Source organism: Rhizobium sp. NPDC090279 (assembly GCF_044769665.1).
Lineage (GTDB): Bacteria > Pseudomonadota > Alphaproteobacteria > Rhizobiales > Rhizobiaceae > Rhizobium.
Genome location: NZ_JBIVYI010000013.1, coordinates 147974 through 169108 on the forward strand (window position 1 = coordinate 147974; position 21135 = coordinate 169108).

Genomic DNA, 21135 nt, shown 5'->3' on the forward strand with positions numbered 1-21135 from the left:
CGGATGTCATGCCGCCTTGCCGACGACCACGCCCATTTCCTTGTTGAGGTTGTCCAGAAATGCCGCCATGTTGGTCTTGGAGATCTTGTCCCCAGCCACCCAGGCAACAGTGTTGTGGATGCCAAGGAACGAACCGCCGCAATATTCAAGCATCTTCTCGGTCTCCTCGTCGTCCAGGCCGAGCTGCTCCTTGAGGAACGTGCCGAAACGCTTGCGGGCAAACTCCTGCTCCAGCACGAGATATGGCTGGCTTTCGACATTGAGGATGCTTGATGGCAGCGCCGGCGCCTGCGCGCGAAGCACCGCTTCGAGGCGAATGTCACGTGAAGATGCCGCGACTTCTATGATCAGATCGCCGGCGTCCAGAAGCCATTGGCGGTGGTCCGGATCATAGTATCGCAGATCACGCGCCTCGATCGTCACCTCCACACGCCTGGTTTCGCCCGGTAGCAGGGCAATCTTTGCAAAACCCTTGAGCTCGCGGATCGGACGGATCAGGCGCGGCGCGTGCGGCCGGGCATAGATCTGGGCAATTTCCTTGCCTGCAACACTGCCCGTATTCGTGACATCGAAGGAAACCTTGAAGGTGCTCGATGCGTCGATCGTATCGACGTCGATGGCGATGTTGGCGTATTCGAACGACGTGAAGCTCATGCCGAAGCCGAAGGGGAACAGCGGCGCGAGTTTGCGCTTGTCGTAGGAACGATAGCCTGCATTGATCCCCTCACTATAGATGTGCCGGTTGTTTTCACCCGGATAGGTGAGGAAGCCGGGCGTGTCTTCGAGCTGCACGGGGAATGTAACGGTGAGCTTGCCGCAAGGATTCTGCTTGCCGAACAACACCTGGGCGACGGCATGTCCGGCCCCCTGCCCGCCGAAGAAGGCAGCAAGCACGGCCGCGGTCCGGTCGATCCAGGGCATGACGACCGCATCCGGCGTTGCGAGGATGACGACAAACTTGCCGTTGCGCCGAGATAGGCGCTCAATCAGCTCGTCCTGGCCATCATGCAGATTGAGATGCGTGCGGTCCGAGCCCTCGCCGTCGTAGCCGACTTCGGTATTGCCGAAGAACAGGACGACATCGGCGCCATCGACCGCAGCGAGCGCGGATGCTTCCGTCGAAGTGCCGGCCTCGAAATCAGAAACCACATGGAAACTGATCTCCGCGCCCGGCGCCATCAGGCGGATTTCAGCAAGCGGGATGTCGACTTCGGTCGGCCGCGTGGTGGCGCAGCCCGATCCCTGGATGACCGGTTCGGTGGCAGCCGCACCGACAAGCGCAATCTTGCGGAGTTGGCCGCCGTCCAGGGGCAGCAGAGCCCCTTCATTTCTCAGAAGAACGATCGATTCCGCCGCCATACGCTGCGAAAGAGCATGATGCTTCTTGTAGTCTGCTGTCGCGTTCGGCTTGATGTTGTTGCGGGCGAGCCGCACCAGCTTCAGCATCCGCAGGCAGGAGCGATCAAGGACTTCAGTCGGAACGCGGCCGGCCTCGACCGCCTCCAGCAATTCCTGCTTGCGAGCCCCGCTTTCTGGCATGTCGAGATCGTTGCCGGCGTTGAGCGACGCCGGACGATCCTTGATCCCATGCCAGTCGGAAACCACGACCCCGTCATAGCCCCAGTCGTCCCGCAGGACTTCCGTCAAGAGCCAATGGTTTTCCGCCGCCTGCACGTCGTTCAGCCGATTGTAGGAACTCATCACAGTCCACGGATTGGACTTGCGGATGGCGCGCTCGAAGCCTGCGAGATAGATTTCGCGCAGGGCACGCTCCTCGACCACCGAGCTCATCGTCGTGCGCTGGACCTCGGAATTGTTACAGGCAAAATGCTTGAGTGAGGCGCCGACGCCGTTTTCCTGCATGCCGTTGATGACGGCGGCTGCAATTTCGCCGGTGACGACAGGGTCTTCGGAGTAATATTCATAGCTGCGGCCGGCAAGCGGAGTACGACGGATATTGATCCCAGGCCCCAGCAGGATGTTGACGCCGAAGGCCTGGCATTCGGCGGCCAGCGCCTCGCCGAGTTCGTGCGCCAGATCGACGTCCCAGGAGCAGGCGAAGGAGGACCCGTTCGGGAAGCAGGTGGCCGGGCGGGTCGAACCGAAAGCACCCTCGACACCGCGCGACAGGTCCGCATTGACGACGCCGAGGAAGGCGGCAAGCTGGCTTTCGCTGTCCTGCGGGCCATCGATCTGCTCGATCGAGTAGCGCACCCCGTAGGTGCCGTCGGTCATCAGGACTTCCGGGATATTGAGGCGGTAGTTGGCAGCGGTGCGCCAGAGGCCGCAGCCGCTCACCATCGCGACCTTTTCCTCGAGCGTCATCTGTTCGACGAGCTGCCCAAGTTCCTTATCGGAAATATTCCACGTCATCGGTACTCCATCCCATTATGCCAGGCGATCCGGCAGCCTTTGCAGGCCTCCTCGCCTGTGCGGAACCATCGTCCGCATCAAAGAACGATGAATTGATGACACAGGAAAACGCCGTCATCTAGCCGCGAAAATTGCTCTGGAATTACGACAGTTTTTGATATTTACTACCCACGGAAGTGAGGAGGATGACAATGAATATCGCCTATCTGAGGACCAGCCCGCCCCATGAAAACATGGATTGTGGCTTCCAGAACCACGGGCCTTCGGCGGAATCGCACTGCCGTCCCTTCGTCCATGGCTATGCGGACGTTCCCTATCATTGGCATCGCGAGATGGAGATACTTTTCGTTCTGCGCGGAAGCTTTCGGCTAGTCGTCGACGGCCAGACCTGCGAGATGGGCGAGGATGACATGATCATCATCAACGGCGACGTTCCGCACAATTCGACCTCGATTTCGCGCGATGCGCTGATCTGCGGCGTCCATCTCGATGCCGCCCATTTCGAGCGCATGGGCCTGCCCGGTTTCAGCTCCCGGCAATATCTGTGCCGCACCTTCCTGCACAGCCGATCGTTCATGACGAAAGTCGCGCCGATCAAGGCGCTTATGGCGCGTTTGATACTCGACCAAACGAGCCATCCCGATGAACCCATGGCGCGCCAGACCGTCGCCAATCTGCTGGCAAGCTATGTCTATCGCTGGATACCTTACGAAAAATCCGACCCCGCCGGAGCCCAGCTGCGCTCCGACAGCCGGCATCGCATCGTGCGGATCATGGATACCCTGGGAGACAATGATGAAAGCCAGCATCTGAGCCGGATCGCCGAAACCGAAGGGCTGACGCTCAGCCACCTGTCGAGATTGTTCAAGCGCCATGTCGGCATCGGCTATCGGGATTACTCTCAAAATCTCCGCCTCGACAACGCCGCCGACGAGCTGCGTACCGGAGACGAGACCGTTGGCATCGTCATGGAACGCAACGGTTTCGGCAATCCCGCGGTTTTCTATAACAAGTTCCGAGCTCGGTTCGGCTGTAGCCCGGCAGAGTTTCGGCGCGGGCGCCGCCCGCTCAAGCCGCAGAGCGTGTTGACGGAAGACGATGCGGCGGAGGCGCAGAAAATCCTTACCGCGCACGCGGCGACTGTCGGCAAAGCCGCAGAGCTCGTCATTGGGCTAACGACGAGCGGCAGGCGCCACATCGTCATAACCGCTCCACACAATCCTAGCCTGAGTTAGATCCGAATGCGTTGAGTTTCGTGGGAATTCGCCCCCCGATTGTGATTTTATGCTTGCCCGCCCGTGCCGAGCCACAGCGCAACTCAACAGGCTTGGCCCACCTGAAGGAAAGAGGCTTTGCTCTTGAAGGGAGGCGAACTATCGGCCCCGCAATCGGGTCACCGGGCACAATGCTTCCCATGAAACTTTCATGGCTCCCGAGGCAGGGACCTTAGGGCTCATCTCCTCCCCGTCAACCGATCCGCTGGCAGCGTTTGGAATTGCTCACCAATCAAACAGCGAAATCTAAGCCACGCGCGAGCAAGCTCCCGAGTCTGGTTTGTACCAGCGACCTTCCAGTCACGCGGCGTCGGGACTGAGAGGTTGCACTCGCTCGCGAACCTTTGGCACCCAGGGATAGCGCGACCTCAGCGGATTGTGTTCTGTTGTAGTACTTAATGTGTACATAGATTATACAATTTTATTGACACGCCGATTGCCCCGTGCGACCTTCCCCTTATGGGCAGGGATCGCCGACGTCGCTCACCTGCGGAAACATGAGGAGGAAGGTCTCGATGAAGGGTGGAAAGAACAGCCTCTATGACGATCTCAAGCGCCAGATCCTGACAATGGAGCTGGACCCGGATCAAGACCTCGACGAGGTCAGTCTGAGCGAGCAGTATGGCCTGTCGCGCACGCCAGTTCGGGAAATCTTCCGACGTCTCGAGGGCGAAGGCTACATCGACATTCGCGCCAATCGCGGCGCGCGTGTCAGCCCGATGAACCATCAGACCTTGCGGCACTTCTTTCTCGTCGCGCCGATGATCTATGCCGCAATCGGTCGCCTCGCGGTCCAGAACTTCAGACCCAAGCAACTCACCGACCTCAAGGACACGCAGGAGCGGTTTCGCACGGCGACCACATCGGGCGATGCTCTTTCGATGGTTCTGGAAAACAATCGCTTCCACGAGATCATCGGTGAAATGTCCTTCAACGCCTATCTGCAGCCAAGCCTCGGTCGCTTGCTGATCGACCATGCGCGGATCGGCCATACCTTCTTTCGGCCGAAGAACGATGACATGCGTCAACGTCTGCAACTTGCCGCGGATCATCATGACGGCTTCATCGCTGCAATTGCCGCGCATGACGAGGATACGGTCGTCGATCTCGTCTTCGAGCACTGGGAACTGTCGCGTGAAAACATGGAGATGTTCATCGCGCCGCAGGGAATGAAGGCGGATGCGCTCGTCGAAGTGCCCGCCGCATCGATGGAGAAATCATCTTGAATTTCGAAGGCATCTATACCCCGGCGATCACGCCGCATGGGCCGGACGGCCAGATAGACAGAACCGCATTCGCAGCAGTGCTGGAATCCCTCGTCGAGGCCAAGGTGCATGGCGTTATCATCGGCGGATCGACTGGCGAGTATTATGCCCAATCCATGCAGGAACGGCTCGACCTCGCAGCCCATGCCAAGCAGGTTATCGGCAATCGACTGGCGCTGATCGTCGGTACGGGCGCGATCCGCACGGAAGACTCAGTTGCCTATGCAGTCTCGGCGAAAGAGATCGGCGCCGATGCCATCCTCGTGACGTCGCCGCCCTATGCCCTGCCGACCGAGAAGGAAAACGCCATTCACGCATTGACGGTCGACCGCGCCGCCAACCTGCCGATCATGCTCTATAACTACCCCGCCCGCATGGGTGTGATGATGGGCGACGAATATTTCTCGCGCGTAGGCAAATCCAGGAACGTGAAGGCCATCAAGGAAAGCTCCGGAGAGATGGCGAACGTCCATCTCCTGGCGCGGAAATTTCCCCACATCGCATTGTCTTGCGGCTGGGATGACCAGGCTCTCGAATTCTTCGCCTGGGGTGCAAAAAGCTGGGTATGCGCCGGCTCGAACTTCCTGCCGCGCGAGCATGTCGCGCTCTACGAAGCCTGCGTCATCGAGAAGAATTTCGACAAGGGTCGCGCCATCATGTCGGCGATGCTGCCGCTGATGGATTTCCTCGAAACCGGCAAGTTCGTGCAATCGATCAAGCATGGCTGCGAGATCATCGGCCTCAAAGCCGGACCAGTCCGCGCGCCGCTGCGTGGAATGACCTTCGAAGAGAAAACAACCCTCCAGACTGTCGTCGCCACCTTGAAGCGCACGGTCGCCCAGATCACGTCGGGAGCCAATCATGCATGAACCTCTGAGCGCCGCCGAATACAGGGCGATTGCAGCAAGCCTTGAGCTGCCGACGAACGCCTTCATCGATGGCGCCTTCCGCCCTTCCCATTCCGGCAAGACATTCAAGACAACCAATCCGGCCACGGGCGAGACGCTTGCCGAGATTGCCGCCTGCGATGCGACGGATGTCGATTATGCAGTCGCAAAAGCCAGGCAGTCATTTGAAGACGGCCGCTGGTGCCTTCAGTCACCGGGCGACCGCAAAGCCATACTGATCAAGTTCGCAAAACTGCTGGAAGACAACCGCCACGAGCTTGCCGTCATGGAAAGCCTCGATAGCGGCAAGCCGGTCCGCGAATGCCAGACGGTCGACGTCCCCGACACGATCCATACCATCCGCTGGCACGCCGAGCTGATCGACAAGCTCTACGACAATACCGCCCCGGTCGGCGCAAACGCACTGACGATGATCGTACGCGAGCCCATCGGTGTTGTCGGCTGCGTGCTGCCCTGGAACTTCCCGCTTCTGATGCTGGCCTGGAAGATCGGACCTGCTCTGGCATCGGGCTGCTCGGTCATCGTCAAGCCTGCCCAGGAAACGACGCTGACCACGCTGCGCGTCGCCGAACTCGCTCATGAGGCGGGCATACCGGCCGGCGTCTTCAATGTCGTCCCCGGCGGCGGCAAGGATGTCGGCGAGCCGATCGGCCTGCACATGGATGTGGACATGGTGGCCTTTACGGGCTCCACCCCGACCGGGCGGCGCTTCCTGCGCTATGCGGCGGATTCCAACTTGAAGAAGATCGTCCTCGAATGCGGGGGCAAGAACCCCGCCGTCGTGCTTGACGATGCCGAGGATCTGGATCTCGTCGCCGAGCAGGTGGTCAATGGTGCCTTCTGGAACATGGGCGAGAATTGCTCCGCGACCTCGCGCCTGATCGTGCAATCGAGCGTCAAGGACGAGCTGCTGAAGCGTATCGGCGCCTATATGCGCGAATGGAAGACGGGCGATCCGCTCGACCCGGAAAACCGCATCGGTGCCCTCGTCAGCAAAAGCCATTTCGACAAGGTGTCGTCCTTTCTCGACGATGTGAAGACCGAAAAGCTTTCGATAGCCTATGGCGGCGAAACTCAAAAGGGCATCTATATCGAGCCGACTGTCGTCGACGGCGTCACTCCTTCAAGCCGGCTGTTCCAGGAAGAGATTTTCGGACCGATCCTGTCGGTAACGAAATTCGAGACCCTTGCCGAGGCCATAGCACTTGCCAACGACACCAATTACGGCCTGACGGCGTCGATCTATAGCGGAAGTCTCAAGAAGGCCATCCGGCTGTCGCGCGAGATCCGGGCCGGTGTCGTCACCGTCAACTGCTTCGGCGAAGGCGACGCGACGACACCATTCGGCGGCTACAAGGAGTCGGGCTTCGGCGGGCGCGACAAATCGATCTTCGCGCACGACAATTATTGCGAGCTGAAGACGATCTGGATCGATGTCTCCGACCGCTCGGTGGACGAGACGATCCGATGATCACGGCGTCCGTCAAGCGTTTGCCGGCAGAAAACGGCATCTCGGGCTGGGAGGCGACCAGTCGACGTTCTCTCCCGGTTCGGAGCCTGGAAGGCAACATGACCGCGGACTGGCTGATCATCGGTGCCGGCTTTGCCGGGCTCTCGGCCGCGCGCCGGCTGCTGCAGCTCCGGCCCGACGACAAGATCGTCGTGCTCGAAGCAAGCGAAGTGGGCAAAGGCACATCCGGCCGCAATTCCGGCTTCATGATCGACGTCCCGCATAACCTGTCATCGGGCGAATACTCCAGCGCTGGCCTGGACGCCACACGTCTGGAGATGGCTCAGAACCGGGCTGCAATCGCCTTCGCAAGAGATGCCGCTGCGGAATATGGCATGTCGTCCGAAACTGTCGACCCGGCAGGCAAGATCAACGCCGCGGCAACCGCGCGGGGAATGAAATTGAACGCCAGTTTCGGTCGATCCTTGAAGAGCGCGGGCGAAGAGCACCGCTTCCTCGACGCGTCGGAGATGCGCAAACTTACCGGTTCCAACTATTATTTTGGCGGTCTCCATACGCCGGGGGCGGTACTGATCCAGCCGGCTGACTATGTCCGAGAATTTGCCGCGGGGCTTTCGCGCAAGATCGACATATTCGAGGGGTCTCCGGTTACCGCCCTGACGCGCGAGAATGGAACGTGGATCGCCGCCTCCACTCACGGCAGGGTCACAGCCCCGAACGTTATCCTGGGTGTCAACGGTCATATCGACGACTTCGGTCACTTCCGCGGCCGGTTGATGCATATCTTTGCCTATGCCTCCATGACCGCATCCTTCCCCGCGGATGATTTCGCCCGCCAGGTTTCGGGAGACGACAGATGGGCCCTGCTTCCCGCCGACGCCATGGGCGCGACCGTGCGCAAGATCACCTCGGGTGGTCGGTCCCGTATCGTCATTCGCACAAGATACACCTACGAAACGACGATCACCGTTTCTGGTCGTCGGATGGCCATGATGGCCGAGAAACACAGGCAATCGCTTGATACGCGGTTTCCCGGGCTCAAGAACATCCCGTTTGAATATAGCTGGGCGGGGCGCCTGTGTCTGAGCCGAAATCATGTGCCGGCCTTCGGCGAGCTTGACGAAGGGCTTTACTCGGCATGCTGCGAAAACGGCCTCGGCACAGTCAAAAGCACCTTGGCGGGGATGATGGCCGCCGAACTGGCGACCGGCACGGCCTCCCACGAACTCGAACAATACATGGATCACGCCGAGCCGAGCCGGCTGCCGCCGGAACCCTTCGCGTGGCTCGGCATCAATTCGGTGATCCGTTTGCAGGAATTGCGCGCAGGCCGCGAGGGATGATCCGTCGCCGTGCAATGTGAAGACTGAGCCGACTGCAGGTCTTCAACGAAAATGGGAACAAAAACTAGGAGAAAACAAAATGAAGACTTTGTGGAAAGCGTTATGCGCCGCTGCGATGGTCGGGATGACCGCATTCTCCGCGCACGCGGAAGAGAAGACCATTACAATTGGCACCATGTCCTGGGAAGATCTGACGCCGATCACCGGGATCACCAAGAAGGTCCTTGAAGATTCAGGCTACACCGTCAAGGTCGTTCCCTTCTCCGAATGGGGCATCGCCTATGCTGCCCTGACCAAGGGAGACGTCCAGATTCTGGCCTCCCAGACAGACTATGTGGCGCAGGACTATTGGGACAAGAACAAGAATCGTCTTGAGAAAATCTCGCCTGTATCTCACGGCCTCTACCAAGCCATCGCCGTCCCCAATTACGTAACGATCGACTCCGTCGACCAGCTGAACGACAACGCCGACAAGTTCGGCGGCAAGATCGTCGGCATCGAGCCAGGCTCGGGCCTGATGCGGGATGCGGCCAATGCCGTAAAGCAATATGGGCTCAAGCTTCAGCTTGTCGAAGGCAGCACGGCAGCGATGACCGCGGCCCTGAAGTCGGCCATCGATCGCAAGGAATGGGTTGCCGTAACGATCTGGGAACCGTCATGGATGATGCAGAAGTATCCGGTGAAGTTCCTGAAAGACCCCAAGGGCGTCTTTCCGCCGCCGCAGAGCTATTATTGGGTCGGCAAGAAGGGCTTCTCGGCTGACAATCCCCATGCTCGCGAGGTCATCGCCAGTGTCTATGTACCGCTTGCCGATATCACCGCAATCAACGGTGCCGTCAGCGACGGCAAGACAATGGACGAAGCCGTCAAGGACTGGACCGGTTCTCATGCCGATCTCCTGAAGCGCTGGGAAAACATCAAGAGCAACTAGCCTTGCTGGAGCGGGCCGACATCTGGTCGGTCCGCCCCTTCGACACTCCAAGAACAAGAAGGGCTTCGGCAAGACTGGCCCACGGGGAATGCTATGACCGCTACGATCAATGATCCGAACGATATTCTTATCGACTGCCAAGGAGTGTGGAAAATCTTTGGCGCCCGTGCATCCGATGCTGTGAAGGCTATCTCGGAAAAGGGTTCGTCGAAAAAGCAGGTACTGCAGGATTTCGACTGCGTTGTTGGCGTATCCAATGCGAGCCTTCAGGTCGGCCGCGGCGAGATTTTCTGTATCATGGGCCTGTCCGGCAGCGGCAAGTCCACTCTGGTACGTCTTTTGAACCGCCTTATTGAACCAAGCCTCGGGCGGATCGTCGTCAAGGGCAAAGAGATCAGCAGGCTGAACGCATCGGAATTGCGTGACATGCGCGCCCGAAATATCGGCATGGTGTTTCAGAGCGTCGCTCTCTTGCCCTACAGGACGGTCCTGGAAAACGCCGCTTTCGGTCTCGAAGTGCGCGGCATTGCCCGGGAGGAGCGCAACAGGATTGCGCTTGCGGCCCTCGGAAAAGTCGGACTGACGGACTGGGCATCACGCTATCCGTCCGAGCTTTCCGGTGGAATGCAGCAGCGTGTTGGCCTGGCCAGGGCCTTGGCCGCAGATCCCGAAATCATTCTCATGGACGAACCGTTCAGCGCGCTCGATCCGCTGATCCGCCGCCAGCTTCAGGACGAGTTCCGGCAATTGACGAAGTCGCTCGGCAAGTCGGCAGTGTTCATCACACATGATCTGGAGGAAGCTATCCGCATCGGTGATCGCATCGCCATCATGAAGGATGGCGTCATCGTTCAGGTCGGAACGGCAGAGGAAATCGTCACCAACCCGGCCGCCGACTATGTTTCGGATTTCGTCGCGGGAATATCCAGGCTCCACCTCGTCAAGGCGCATTCCGTGATGCGTTCGGTCGCCGAGTACAAAAGCCTGCAGCCGCAGCATGACGTGAATGCACTGTTGAAGACCACTCCCGAGGCCGACATCGGCGAACTGATCGACCTTACCATGAAGTCCGATCGGGACGCACTGGCTGTCGTCGAGAACGGCTCCATCATCGGCGTCGTCACGACACGCGGCCTGCTTCGGGGCGTTGCCGGATCTCCGGAACAACGCTCCGCGACAGTCTGAAAGGACAAACGCAAATGGACATCTCGGTCATTGCGAATACTTTCGATGCCTGGACCGACGATGCACTTGGGTGGATCGGCGACAATGGCAATTGGCTGTTCGATCCGTTGAGGGCGTCGCTCGAAGGAACCTATAATGGCATCCTCTGGCTTCTCCAATTTGCACCCTTCTACGTCATTGCCGCGATCCTGGCTCTTTTCGGCTGGCGCCTCATCAACACCATGTCCGGCATAGTGATCGGGGCAGCGCTCGTCTTTTGTGCGTTCATGGGATTGTGGAGCGAAACCATGAGCACACTTGCTCTTGTCGTCACCGCCACGATCCTCGCATTGATCATTGGAATCCCGATCGGTATCCTGGCGGGGTTCGTGCGCTGGTTCGACAGATTGCTCGAGCCGATCCTGGATCTCATTCAAACGCTGCCCCCCTATATCTATCTTCTTCCCGCCATTGCGCTTCTCGGCTTTGGTCCCGCAACCGCGCTGGTTGCGACGTTCATCGTCGCGATGCCGCCGGCCGTTCGTTTGACGGCACTCGGAATCCGGATGACACCGCACGCCTTCATCGAACTCGGACAGGCAAGCGGGCTGACGCCGTGGCAGATGTTCACGAAGATCAGGCTGCCCTTCGCCATTCCAAGCATCATGGCGGGCATCAATCAAAGTCTGATGATGGCATTCGGCATGGTGGTGATCGCCGGCATCGTCGGTTCCGGCGGGCTTGGCGAAACCATCTATAGCGCTGTACGCACGCTTGATATGGCAACATCGATCAACGCCGCAATTGCGATCGTCATATTGACCATGGTGCTCGACAGATTGACGCAGAGTGCGGCCCGCCGCGCCAAGGTAGGTGTAAGATGAGCGTCGACCTTCTCCGATTTTCACCAGGCTTCTATCTTGCACCGGGCGTCGATTGGCTCAATACCAACTTCCACCCGTTTTTCGAGGGTGTCACAAGCCTGATCGAAACGGTACTGAGCACCATCGAGGCTTCTCTTCTCTATCTGCCTCCCTATGCGATGATACCGATTGTGGTTGTTCTGGCGGCCCTCACCATCAACGTCGGGGCCGCGATCGTATCGGCGGTTGCCCTCGCCTTCTGCTTCGGCGCCGGTCTTTGGACGGCATCCATGCAGACGCTGGCATTGGTGGCCGTGGCAGTTGCGTTTTCCGTCGCGATTGCCTTTCCGCTTGGCATACTCGCCTCGCGTCACAGACGCTTCGAGGCCGGCATAAGGCCCCTGCTCGATATCATGCAGACGGTTCCGCCCTGGGTTTATCTCATACCGGCCGTCATGCTTTTCAGCCTTGGCCGGGTGCCGGCGATCATCGCCACAATCGTCTATGGCGTACCGCCGATGCTGCGTCTGACGACATTGGCATTCAATCAGGTGCCGAAAGATCTTCTCGAACTCGGCCAGGCGACCGGCGCCCCGCCACGTTCGATCCTGTTCAAGATCGAGATCCCGTCAGCAATGCCCACGCTGCTGGTCGGTCTCAACCAGTGCATTCTCCTGTCCTTGGCAATGGTCGTGCTCGCCGGTCTCGTCGGCGCCGGAGGACTTGGCGCTGAAGTGACGAGAGGTCTCACTCGAATGGAAATGGGGCTCGGCCTGCGGGCGGGGCTGGCGATTGTCGCCATCGCAATTCTGCTCGACAGGCTGTCAAAGGCTGCACTGCAGGGGCAGTCGCGACGATCGGCAAAGAGCGCTTGAACAGAGAGATTCGCAAATGCGCCATAGCTTCTTCTGCATCGACTCCCACACCTGCGGCAATCCGGTACGGCTGGTCGCCGGTGGCGCTCCCATGCTGCCCCACAGGCCCATCGCTGAACGCCGCGAAATCTTCGCCCGCGATCATGATTGGGTCCGGCAAGCCCTGATGTTCGAGCCTCGCGGTCACGACATCATGTCAGGCGCCATCATCTACCCCGCCTATCGCGAGGACTGCGACTTTGCGGTCATCTTCATCGAGGTGAGCGGCTGCCTGCCGATGTGCGGCGCCGGGACGATCGGCCTCGTGACGGCCGCGATCGAGGAAGGTCTCGTCAGGCCACGCATTCCCGGAAAGCTTTCCATCGAAACGCCCGCGGGCCGGGTGGACGTCGCCTATGACAAGCCCGGCGACTTCGTCGAGACCGTCCGCATGTTCAACGTCGCGAGCTATCTGCATGCGGCGGACGTCAGGGTGGACATACCGGGCCTCGGCACTCTCGTCGTCGACATCGCCTATGGCGGCAACTATTACGCCGTCGTCGAGCCGCAGGAAAACTGGGCCGGTTTGGACGGCATGTCGGCGGGAGACATCGTCGATCTGAGCCGGAAACTGCGGGACGCGCTCGCCCCGATCTGCGATCCCGTTCACCCCGAAGACCAAAGGATATGCGGCGTTCACCACGTGCTCTGGTGTGACAAGGCGACGAATGGCAATGCCGATGGCCGAGGCGCGGTGTTCTATGGAGACAAGGCGATAGACCGTTCGCCGGGTGGCACCGGAACATCGGCCCGGTTGGCGCAACTGCATGGCAAGGGCCGCCTGAAGGTGGGCGACACATTCCGCCAGGAAAGCCTGATCGGCACCATTTTTGAGGGCCGTATCGAAGCGGAAACCCACGTCGGAAGCTTCGGGGGCATCAAGCCACGCATCGCGGGCTGGGCACGCATCATCGGCCACAACACGATCTTCGTGGACGAGCGCGATCCCTTGATGCATGGTTTCCAGATCGACTAGAAGGATCGATCAATGGGCGACATTGGCCGCGTGGGAATTATAGGTGGAGCCGGATGGCTGGGAAGCGCCATCGCGAAGGCGCTTGTCGATTCCGGCACCGTCCCGGCCGAACAGCTCACCTGCTCTTTCCGCAACAGGAAACCTGATGGCGCGCTCGAGTGCAGATGGACACAGGACAATCAGCAGCTGGTCGAAAATTCCGACATCATCATCCTTTCGGTTCGGCCCGCAGACTGGAATGCTGTGGATATTCACGCATCCTGGAAACTCATGGTCTCGGTCATGGCCGGTGTAAACGTGGAGAGTATCCGGCGGAAGACCGGCAGCACCCGCATCGCCCGCGTTTTGCCGAATGCGGCTGCCGAGGTCGGGCGCTCCTACACGCCTCTCTTTATGGCATCTTCGGAGCCGGACGACCGGGAGATCGTCGAAGTCCTTTTCCGCAGCTGCGGCATGGTCGACACCGTGTTTCGAGAAGAACACATCGACTATTTCACGGCAATGTCCGGCTCCGGCGAGGCATTCCCGGCACTCCTTGCCGAAGCATTGATGAACGATGCTGCGGCTCGCGGCTTGCCACGCGAAATTGCATGTCGTGCCGCGCAACAGGTCATAATCGGTGCCGGCCGGCTTCAGGAATTGCATGGTGCATCCCCGGCCGAAACGGTAAAGTCCTTCCTGGATTACAAGGGGACCACGGCGGAAGGCATTGTCGCGATGCGCGAGAATGGATTTGAAAACGCGATCCGCCTTGGATTGGAGGCCGCCTTTCGCAAGGCTCAGGCCCTGTCGGAAAAGCTGGTGAGCGAATGCGATCAATAAAAGCCGTCGGAGATGGACCAAAGCACGGGCCTTTGAAGGTAGGATTTGTCCTTGCCCGATCGTTCACGCTTTCCGCATTCGCCCTGTTCGTCGATACGCTGAGGCTGGCAAGCGACGAAGCCGACAGATCCGGAAGGGTGCTGGCCGATTGGCAGGTCCTGGGGAGCACGCGGCATCTCATTACGTCCAGCTGCGGCGTGCAGATCGCGCCGACTTCCGATTTCGTCGACCCGAAGGAATTCCATTACATCGTCGTGGTCGGCGGACTTTTAAACTCCGATACCGCGATTGATACTCAAACGTCCGACTATCTGAAAAAGGCAGCCATTCAAAAGGTGCCGTTGATCGGCGTTTGCACCGGCACCTTCATCTTGGCCCATCTGGGATTGATGAAAAGCCATCAGACCTGCGTCAGCTGGCTCCACTATCAGGCTTACCGTGAGCGGTTTCCTGACAATCCCGTTCGCTCCGACCGCTTGTTCAATCTCGATCGAAACCGCGGATCATGTGCCGGTGGAAGCAGTGCAGCCGATATGGCCGCCTATCTCGTCCGGCGGCATATCAGCAAAGACGCCGAACGAAACGCGCTGGAGGTGCTGCAGATCGAGCGGGCGCGATCCGAGTTTGACATACAGACACGCAAGCCGCTCGCCATCCAGTGCGAGGACCCGCGCCTGAAGGCAGTCCTCATTACCATGGAAAGCCACATCGAGGATGTTGTGCCCATGGAAGAACTTGCCGCTTCCGTGGGTCTTTCCCGGAGACAACTTGAGCGGCTTTTCATGGAGGAGATGAAAGCCTCCCCCGGAGCGGTCTATACGCGCGTCCGCATGGAGAGAGCCAGGCAGCTGGTTCTCCAGACGCAGGCGCCGCTCATCGAGATTGCTCTCGAGGTCGGCTTCGACAGCGCCTCACATTTCGCCAGGCTTTTCCGAAGGCTGTTTGGGCAATCGCCGACAGAATTGCGGCGTGCCCAAGCGTGAATAAATGCGAAGATCGATTGCCTGGTCAGAACCCGACAATGAGGCCCTTTGCCTTCAACACAGGTTCAAGCTTGCTGACTTCAACGACCGACTTGCCTTGCTTATAAGCTTTTATGTAGCCGGCCTCGGCATCGTCGCGGGCCTGTGACAGCTGCGCAACCTCTCGCACTTCTTCTTGGCGAATGACAACGAGACCGTCCGCGTCCCCCACGATGATATCGCCGGGATTGATGACCTCCCCACCGACGATGATCGGATCGTTGACGGCCGCGATCGTTTCCTTGACCGTGCCTTTGATGGACACGCCAAAGGAGAAGACCGGGAACCCAAGTTCCCTCAGCTGGAGTGTATCGCGCACGCCGGTATCGGTCACCAGCCCGCCGATACCCTTTGCAAGGCAGGCATTGGCGAGCACATCGCCGAAGGAGCCTGCTTCCTCATACTCGCCCGCGGAGACGACGATGATGTCGCCGGGTTTGGCGTAGTTGATCGCAAGCTGCAGCATGATGTTGTCACGCGGCGCGCATTTCACAGTGAATGCCGGGCCACATAGCTTCATGCGATAATCCACGGGCTTCAGCCGCGAAGACAGCGCACCACGGCGGCCCTGGGCCTCGTGGATCGTCGCAGGCGAGAATTTGGAAAGCGCGGCGATGTCGACCTTGCTCGGGCGTTTGGCAATATCTTTGATGTGGGTCACGGAAACCTCCCATGGTTAAGCCGACGGTGGTCATGCCCACCGCCTCTAATCGATGACAATTTTTGGATGGATGCTTGGCAGGGCCAAGCAGCCCGTGGTCAGGGGATCGGGTCGAACTTCAATTCGGTGATCGGTACCACCTTTTCGGTACGAGTCATTTTGTACTCGGTATTGGGGCCGAGCCATTTCCCCCAGATCTTGTTGATCTCTCCCGCATCATCAAGCTTGTGAAGGGCTGCGTTGATCTTTGCAGTCAGTGCCGGCTGGTCCCTTTGCATGCCGATCCCGACCGGTTCCAGTAGCATGGGTTCGTCGATCATGCGCATCTGCTTGCCCTTCGTCTTGGATTCGTTGACAAGCAGCGTCGTCGTCATGGTATTAGCGACGAGACCACGCGCCTTGCCCTGCTGAACGGCGAGATAGGCAGACCCGGTATCCTGGAAGGTCAACGGATCGGACTTGTTGAGCTTGATCGCCAGCTCCGAGGTCGAGCCCTTAGTTGAGGCAAGACGTTTGCCTTCGTAGTCAGCCTTGCCCTTGCCGGCGTCATCCGCGGGAACGATGAGCATTTCCTTGGCGATATAATAGGGATCGCTGAACTGGATCTGCTCCGCGCGGCTCAGTGTATAGGCGAGGTTGGCGACCGTGATATCGACGCGGCCTAGCTTCACTTCGGGGACGCGAGCCTCGACCGAAATCGGCTTGATCTCAGCCTTTACGCCGAGTTCATTTGCGATTGCCTTGCACAGGTCGACGTCGAAGCCGACCATTTCACGGGTCTTCGGATCGGGCGAGGAAAACGGCGGTACGTCGGCATAGGTTGCGCAGCGAAGCGTCTTTGCCGACATGATGGTGTCGAGCTGATCCGCCTTGGCCGGTAGGGCAATGGCGACGCCGGAAAGCGCCAATGTCACGGTAAGATATTTCCAGTCCATAGCTGTTCTCCTTGTTATTGATTTCAGATGCTTAGTGGCGCAGATCTGAAAGAAAGCGCTGAGCCCTGGGATGACGCGGATTCTTGAAAAACTCTTCTGGAGGCGCAGTCTCCAGGATCTCGCCGGCGTCGATGAACCAAATCCGGTCGGCCACATCACGGGCAAAGCCCATTTCGTGGGTGACGCAGAGCATGGTCATTCCTTCGGCCGCCAGGCTTTTCATGACACTCAGCACTTCGCCGACCATTTCGGGATCAAGAGCACTGGTCGGCTCGTCAAAGAGCATGACCGGCGGCTCCATCGCGAGCGCGCGGGCAATGGCTACGCGCTGCTGCTGGCCGCCGGAAAGCTGGCCGGGATAGGCATTCGCCTTGTCGGCAAGACCCACACGATGAAGCAGTGTCAGAGCCTTTTCGCGCGCCACCTTTGTCGGCACGCCCTTGACCCGGATCGGCGACATGGAAACGTTGTCTATGACGGACAAATGGGGAAACAGGTTGAAATTCTGGAAAACAAAGCCGATACGGCTGCGCAGCCGATTGAGCTCGGCAGCGCCCATCGCGGCATGAATATTCTTTCCCTCAAAATCTATCGAACCGCTATTGATCTCTTCCAGCCGGTTGATCGTGCGGATCAGCGTCGACTTGCCGGAACCGGACGGTCCGCAAATGACGACGACTTCGCCGCGGCTGACATCGGCATTGATGTTGTTCAACACCTGGTAATGACCGTAGCTCTTGCAGACCGCATGAAGACGGATCTCCTGAGCGTCCTGCGATCCGGAAACTGGGATGCTCATAGCTGCTCCGTAAATGTTTTTAAGGGAACGACGTCGCTGCGCAGGCGCATTTTCTTTGGCCCGGCTCGCCGCCGTGCAATTCGCCTTTCGACACTGTTTGCGATGCAGGTCAGGCCCCAGCAGAGCACATAGTAGACCACGGCGAGGATGAAGAAGACCTGGAAGGGCTGCGACAGAAGCTGGTTATTTACCTGGCTTGCCGCAAAGGTCAGATCCGGCACGTTGATGATGTAGCCGAGCGTCGTGTCCTTGATTGTCGAAACGAAGGTCGAGATCATGCTCGGGATCATATTGTAGAGCGCCTGCGGCAAGATCACGAAGCGCATCGCGCCGATGTAACTGTGGCCGAGCGCCCTGGCGGCGTCCATTTGCCCCTGACCAAGCGAGACAATTCCGGCCCGTACGACCTCGCTCAGAAACGCCCCCTCATAGATGACAAGCGTTACCAGCATGATCAGGAAGCTTGGAACGTCCGCACCCGTCCACAGCGGAACGACGAAATAGCACCAGAGGATCAACATCAGAAGCGGAACGCCGCGGGTGATGTAGACGAGGCCGGTTGCGGGCCATCTGAGGATGGCCCACTTGGAAAGACGGGCCATGGCAAGCAGAATGCTGACGGGGAATGCGAACGCGATGGCAAGCGCCGAAAGGATAAGCGTATTGGCAAGGCCGCCAAGCGGGCCGTTGGGATATTGGCCGATGAGCAACAGCAGCCAATAGTCATGGATGATCTTGATGACGTCCTGGATCACGTGCGCGCCCTCCGCGCCGGATCGCTGCGCAGGGAGAAATATGCGCCCAAAGCCATGATGATGAGGGAGAAGAACAGATAGATGACCGTACCGATCAAATAGATCTCGAAGGTGCGGAAGCTGACATTATCGATTTCCTTGACGGCATGCGTAAGCTCCGACGCACCTACGACAATGGCGAGGCTGCTGTTCTTGAACAGGGAAACACTGTGATTGATGAGCGGCGGCAATGCGTTGCGCACGCCCTGAGGCATGATGACGAAACGCATGGCCGAGATATAGCCGTGCCCGAGGGCTTTCGCGGCTTCCATCTGTCCCGGACTGACGGACCGCAGGCCGGAGCGCAAATCCTCGCTGAAATAAGCGGCCTGGCACAATCCCAGCCCAATGATGGCGAAGATCGCCTCGGCATTGTGGTCGGCAAGCCAGTCGGTGATACCCTGCGGCATCAACGTGTAAATTCCGAAGTACCAGAACATCAGCTGCACGAGCGTCGGAACGTTGCGATGATACGAAACGTAGGCTTTCACGATCGGATCGCCGATGCGAAGCGGCGAGACCCGCAGGGCGAAAAGCAGGATGGCCAGCGTCATCGCAAGGAGCCAGGAGCCGATATAGATGACGAAGGTCATCTCGACGCCCTGCAAGAGCATCGAGACGTAATCCGGATTCCTCAGAATGGCCGACAGATCGAACCCGCTCACCGCTTGGCACCTTCCGCATCATAGGTGGCGGCTGAGGTCTCGGGCTTTGCCGTCTGCAGGCCGCCCATGACCTGTAGTGTCGGCGTGATCTCCATGTGGCCGATGTTGACCGCGACTGGCGCTGAAATCGCAAAGGCGATCGCATCGGCGATATCGGCGGCTTGCGGCAGTTCGAACCCGTCGATGAAGCGTTCGCGCACGCTGGGGTCACTGCCATGGACATGGTTGAAGATATCGGTTGCGACCCGGCCGGGGCAGATTTCGGTGACGCGGACCCGCTTGCCGAATGCATCGATACGCAGCTGGTTCGACAGCATGGCGACGCCGGCCTTGACGGCATGATAGGTGGAATTGCCACCGAAATTGTAATTGCCGGCAATCGAGGAGATGTTGACGACATGCCCGCGGTCGCGGGCCACCATCCCCGGCACGATCAGACGGCAGATGTGCAGGACGGCGCGAAGATTGACGTCGATGAGGAGATCGATGTCCTCTTCGTCCGCCTGAAGGAATTTCTTCGGCCGGTCGGCGCCGGCATTGTTGACCAGAATGTCGAACTCTACGCGCTTCGCAAGATCGGCGATAGCAGCGCGATCCGTCACATCGATGACGTGCGCGATGCATCCCGTGCGCTCGGCTAGTTCCTTCAGGGCGCCGCCGCTGCGGGCGATCGCATGCACCTCTATGCCCTCGCGGCAAAGCCGCTCCACCACCGCGGCGCCGATACCGGAGGAAGCGCCCGTGACCAGCGCGGTCTTGTAATCGGAGAATGGCATTCTGATCCCCTTGTTGTTGTCATGGACATTAGCGAAGCTTCAACGCCTTGCCTAAGACCGATTACTTTTGGAGCAATAAGCAAGTTTTATGGAGACTGGTCGGCCGCGGGCGAGCGGGCCGCGGATACGGGCAATCGTGCCCTCTCATGAAAGCTGGATGGTTTTCCGGCATCAACGCGCGTTGCAAAACAGATGCGCGTCTGCAAACATGTCTCGCAAAGACAGAACAGTACTCAATGCCATGGATATCAGACGCTTCAAATCCTTCATCGCCATCGTCGACAGCGGCAGCATAACGCGGGCCGCCGATATCCTGCATCTCGCCCAGCCGGCTCTGAGCCAGCAATTGGCGGCACTCGAGGAACATTTCGGCCAGAAACTTCTGATCCGAAGCCAGCAGGGCGTCAGCATGACCGACGCCGGACACGCGGTTTATCGCCACGCGCAGATCATTCTGCGCCAGATGGAGCAGGCGCAAGCGGATGCCGCTGCCGCCGGCAATTCGCTTGCCGGACGCGTCTCGGTCGGCCTCGTGCCCTTCAGCAGCGCCGCCACGCTTTCGGTCGATCTTCTGGCGGAAACACGCAAGAGGCACCCCGGAATTCTGCTTCATCTGACGGAGAGCGTCGGTCAGACCTACAGCCAGATGATCATGACCGGCCGGCTGGAAATGGCGCTGATCCACGGCACGGGGCCGATCAAGGGCGTACGGTTCGAGCCGATCCTGAGGGAGGAATTCTACCTCGTTGCCCACCGCAATTTCGCGATCGATTCAGACCAGAAACCCGTGCCCGTCAGTGCGCTGGATGGGATGCCGATGCTGTTGCCGCCAGCTTACAATTTCGTGCGCCGGGCCGTCGATGCCGCATTTGCGCGCAGCCGCATCAATCTCAAAGTCGTGGCCGAGGTCGAAATCGTGCGAACCCTGGCGCGCACTGTCGGCAGCGGGCTTGGCGCGACTATCATGCCGAAGGCGATTGCCGACCGCATCGTCTCGGAATCGAGCGAGCCTCTCGTCTGCCGGCTGATTTCGCCGCGGATCGAGGAAACGCTGTCGCTTTGCACGTCCGATCAGAACTCGCTGTCGGAGCCGGCATTTGCCGTCAAGGACATCCTCGTCGAGCTGACCGAGCAGTTGAAGCTCTAAAGGCTGGGAATAGGCCTCGTGCCTTCCGGCCT

At 59.3% G+C, this 21135-nt stretch carries 20 protein-coding genes; 13 read left to right on the forward strand and 7 right to left on the reverse strand.

Annotation, left to right across the window (positions count from 1 at the left end; translation table 11 throughout):
* Window positions 1-6: 6 nt before the first annotated feature.
* Window positions 7-2373 (reverse strand): beta-glucosidase, encoded by a 2367-nt coding sequence (locus tag ACIQWP_RS27650; RefSeq protein WP_402794460.1) that lies wholly within the window; start codon window positions 2371-2373, stop codon window positions 7-9.
* Between the two features lie 191 nt (window positions 2374-2564).
* Here ACIQWP_RS27650 and ACIQWP_RS27655 point away from each other — a divergent pair, with 191 nt between their 5' ends.
* The 12 genes from ACIQWP_RS27655 (at window position 2565) to ACIQWP_RS27710 (ending at window position 15287) form a co-directional block, all read left to right on the forward strand.
* A complete protein-coding gene (locus ACIQWP_RS27655) occupies window positions 2565-3608 on the forward strand; it encodes a helix-turn-helix domain-containing protein (RefSeq protein WP_402794463.1) in 1044 nt (347 codons plus the stop codon).
* A gap of 554 nt (window positions 3609-4162) precedes the next feature.
* The gene (locus ACIQWP_RS27660) at window positions 4163-4873 is read left to right on the forward strand and encodes a GntR family transcriptional regulator (protein ID WP_402794466.1); all 711 of its coding nucleotides are present in this window, start codon (window positions 4163-4165) and stop codon (window positions 4871-4873) included.
* The gene (locus ACIQWP_RS27665; RefSeq protein WP_402794469.1) at window positions 4870-5781 is read left to right on the forward strand and encodes a dihydrodipicolinate synthase family protein; all 912 of its coding nucleotides are present in this window, start codon (window positions 4870-4872) and stop codon (window positions 5779-5781) included. Before ACIQWP_RS27660 ends, ACIQWP_RS27665 begins: the two co-directional genes overlap by 4 nt.
* Entirely contained in the window at window positions 5774-7291 is a 1518-nt protein-coding gene (locus ACIQWP_RS27670) for an aldehyde dehydrogenase (RefSeq protein WP_402794471.1), read from the forward strand. Before ACIQWP_RS27665 ends, ACIQWP_RS27670 begins: the two co-directional genes overlap by 8 nt.
* A complete protein-coding gene (locus ACIQWP_RS27675; RefSeq protein WP_402794474.1) occupies window positions 7288-8634 on the forward strand; it encodes an NAD(P)/FAD-dependent oxidoreductase in 1347 nt (448 codons plus the stop codon). The genes ACIQWP_RS27670 and ACIQWP_RS27675 overlap by 4 nt, the downstream gene beginning before the upstream one ends.
* A gap of 79 nt (window positions 8635-8713) precedes the next feature.
* Entirely contained in the window at window positions 8714-9565 is an 852-nt protein-coding gene (locus ACIQWP_RS27680) for a glycine betaine ABC transporter substrate-binding protein (RefSeq protein WP_402794477.1), read from the forward strand.
* 93 nt (window positions 9566-9658) lie between these two features.
* Window positions 9659-10750 carry a glycine betaine/L-proline ABC transporter ATP-binding protein gene (locus ACIQWP_RS27685; RefSeq protein WP_402794478.1) on the forward strand — a complete coding sequence of 364 codons (1092 nt, stop codon included), beginning with the start codon at window positions 9659-9661 and terminating at the stop codon, window positions 10748-10750.
* 14 nt (window positions 10751-10764) lie between these two features.
* Window positions 10765-11613: an ABC transporter permease gene (locus ACIQWP_RS27690; RefSeq protein WP_402794481.1), complete on the forward strand. Its 849-nt coding sequence runs from the start codon at window positions 10765-10767 to the stop codon at window positions 11611-11613.
* Window positions 11610-12467 (forward strand): ABC transporter permease, encoded by an 858-nt coding sequence (locus tag ACIQWP_RS27695; protein WP_402794483.1) that lies wholly within the window; start codon window positions 11610-11612, stop codon window positions 12465-12467. Before ACIQWP_RS27690 ends, ACIQWP_RS27695 begins: the two co-directional genes overlap by 4 nt.
* Before the next feature lie 16 nt (window positions 12468-12483).
* The gene (locus ACIQWP_RS27700) at window positions 12484-13482 is read left to right on the forward strand and encodes a 4-hydroxyproline epimerase (protein ID WP_402794486.1); all 999 of its coding nucleotides are present in this window, start codon (window positions 12484-12486) and stop codon (window positions 13480-13482) included.
* A gap of 12 nt (window positions 13483-13494) precedes the next feature.
* Window positions 13495-14304, forward strand: coding sequence for a pyrroline-5-carboxylate reductase family protein (locus ACIQWP_RS27705; protein ID WP_402794489.1), 810 nt, complete (start codon window positions 13495-13497; stop codon window positions 14302-14304).
* Window positions 14292-15287, forward strand: coding sequence for a GlxA family transcriptional regulator (locus tag ACIQWP_RS27710; RefSeq protein WP_402794491.1), 996 nt, complete (start codon window positions 14292-14294; stop codon window positions 15285-15287). The genes ACIQWP_RS27705 and ACIQWP_RS27710 overlap by 13 nt, the downstream gene beginning before the upstream one ends.
* Before the next feature lie 25 nt (window positions 15288-15312).
* Here ACIQWP_RS27710 and ACIQWP_RS27715 read toward each other — a convergent pair whose 3' ends face one another.
* The 6 genes from ACIQWP_RS27715 to ACIQWP_RS27740 form a co-directional block, all read right to left on the reverse strand.
* Window positions 15313-15987 carry a 4-carboxy-4-hydroxy-2-oxoadipate aldolase/oxaloacetate decarboxylase gene (locus tag ACIQWP_RS27715; RefSeq protein WP_402794493.1) on the reverse strand — a complete coding sequence of 225 codons (675 nt, stop codon included), beginning with the start codon at window positions 15985-15987 and terminating at the stop codon, window positions 15313-15315.
* 98 nt (window positions 15988-16085) lie between these two features.
* Window positions 16086-16922 (reverse strand): ABC transporter substrate-binding protein, encoded by an 837-nt coding sequence (locus ACIQWP_RS27720; RefSeq protein WP_402794495.1) that lies wholly within the window; start codon window positions 16920-16922, stop codon window positions 16086-16088.
* 31 nt (window positions 16923-16953) lie between these two features.
* Window positions 16954-17721 carry an amino acid ABC transporter ATP-binding protein gene (locus ACIQWP_RS27725; protein WP_402794497.1) on the reverse strand — a complete coding sequence of 256 codons (768 nt, stop codon included), beginning with the start codon at window positions 17719-17721 and terminating at the stop codon, window positions 16954-16956.
* The gene (locus ACIQWP_RS27730; RefSeq protein ID WP_402794500.1) at window positions 17718-18476 is read right to left on the reverse strand and encodes an amino acid ABC transporter permease; all 759 of its coding nucleotides are present in this window, start codon (window positions 18474-18476) and stop codon (window positions 17718-17720) included. Before ACIQWP_RS27730 ends, ACIQWP_RS27725 begins: the two co-directional genes overlap by 4 nt.
* On the reverse strand, window positions 18473-19180 hold the full coding sequence (locus tag ACIQWP_RS27735; protein ID WP_402794503.1) for an amino acid ABC transporter permease: 708 nt from the start codon (window positions 19178-19180) through the stop codon (window positions 18473-18475). The genes ACIQWP_RS27730 and ACIQWP_RS27735 overlap by 4 nt, the downstream gene beginning before the upstream one ends.
* Window positions 19177-19956 (reverse strand): SDR family oxidoreductase, encoded by a 780-nt coding sequence (locus ACIQWP_RS27740; RefSeq protein WP_402794506.1) that lies wholly within the window; start codon window positions 19954-19956, stop codon window positions 19177-19179. Before ACIQWP_RS27740 ends, ACIQWP_RS27735 begins: the two co-directional genes overlap by 4 nt.
* Window positions 19957-20197: 241 nt before the next feature.
* Between ACIQWP_RS27740 and nac the strand changes: the two genes are divergently transcribed.
* Window positions 20198-21103 carry a nitrogen assimilation transcriptional regulator NAC gene (gene nac, locus ACIQWP_RS27745; RefSeq protein ID WP_402794509.1) on the forward strand — a complete coding sequence of 302 codons (906 nt, stop codon included), beginning with the start codon at window positions 20198-20200 and terminating at the stop codon, window positions 21101-21103.
* Window positions 21104-21135: the final 32 nt, after the last annotated feature.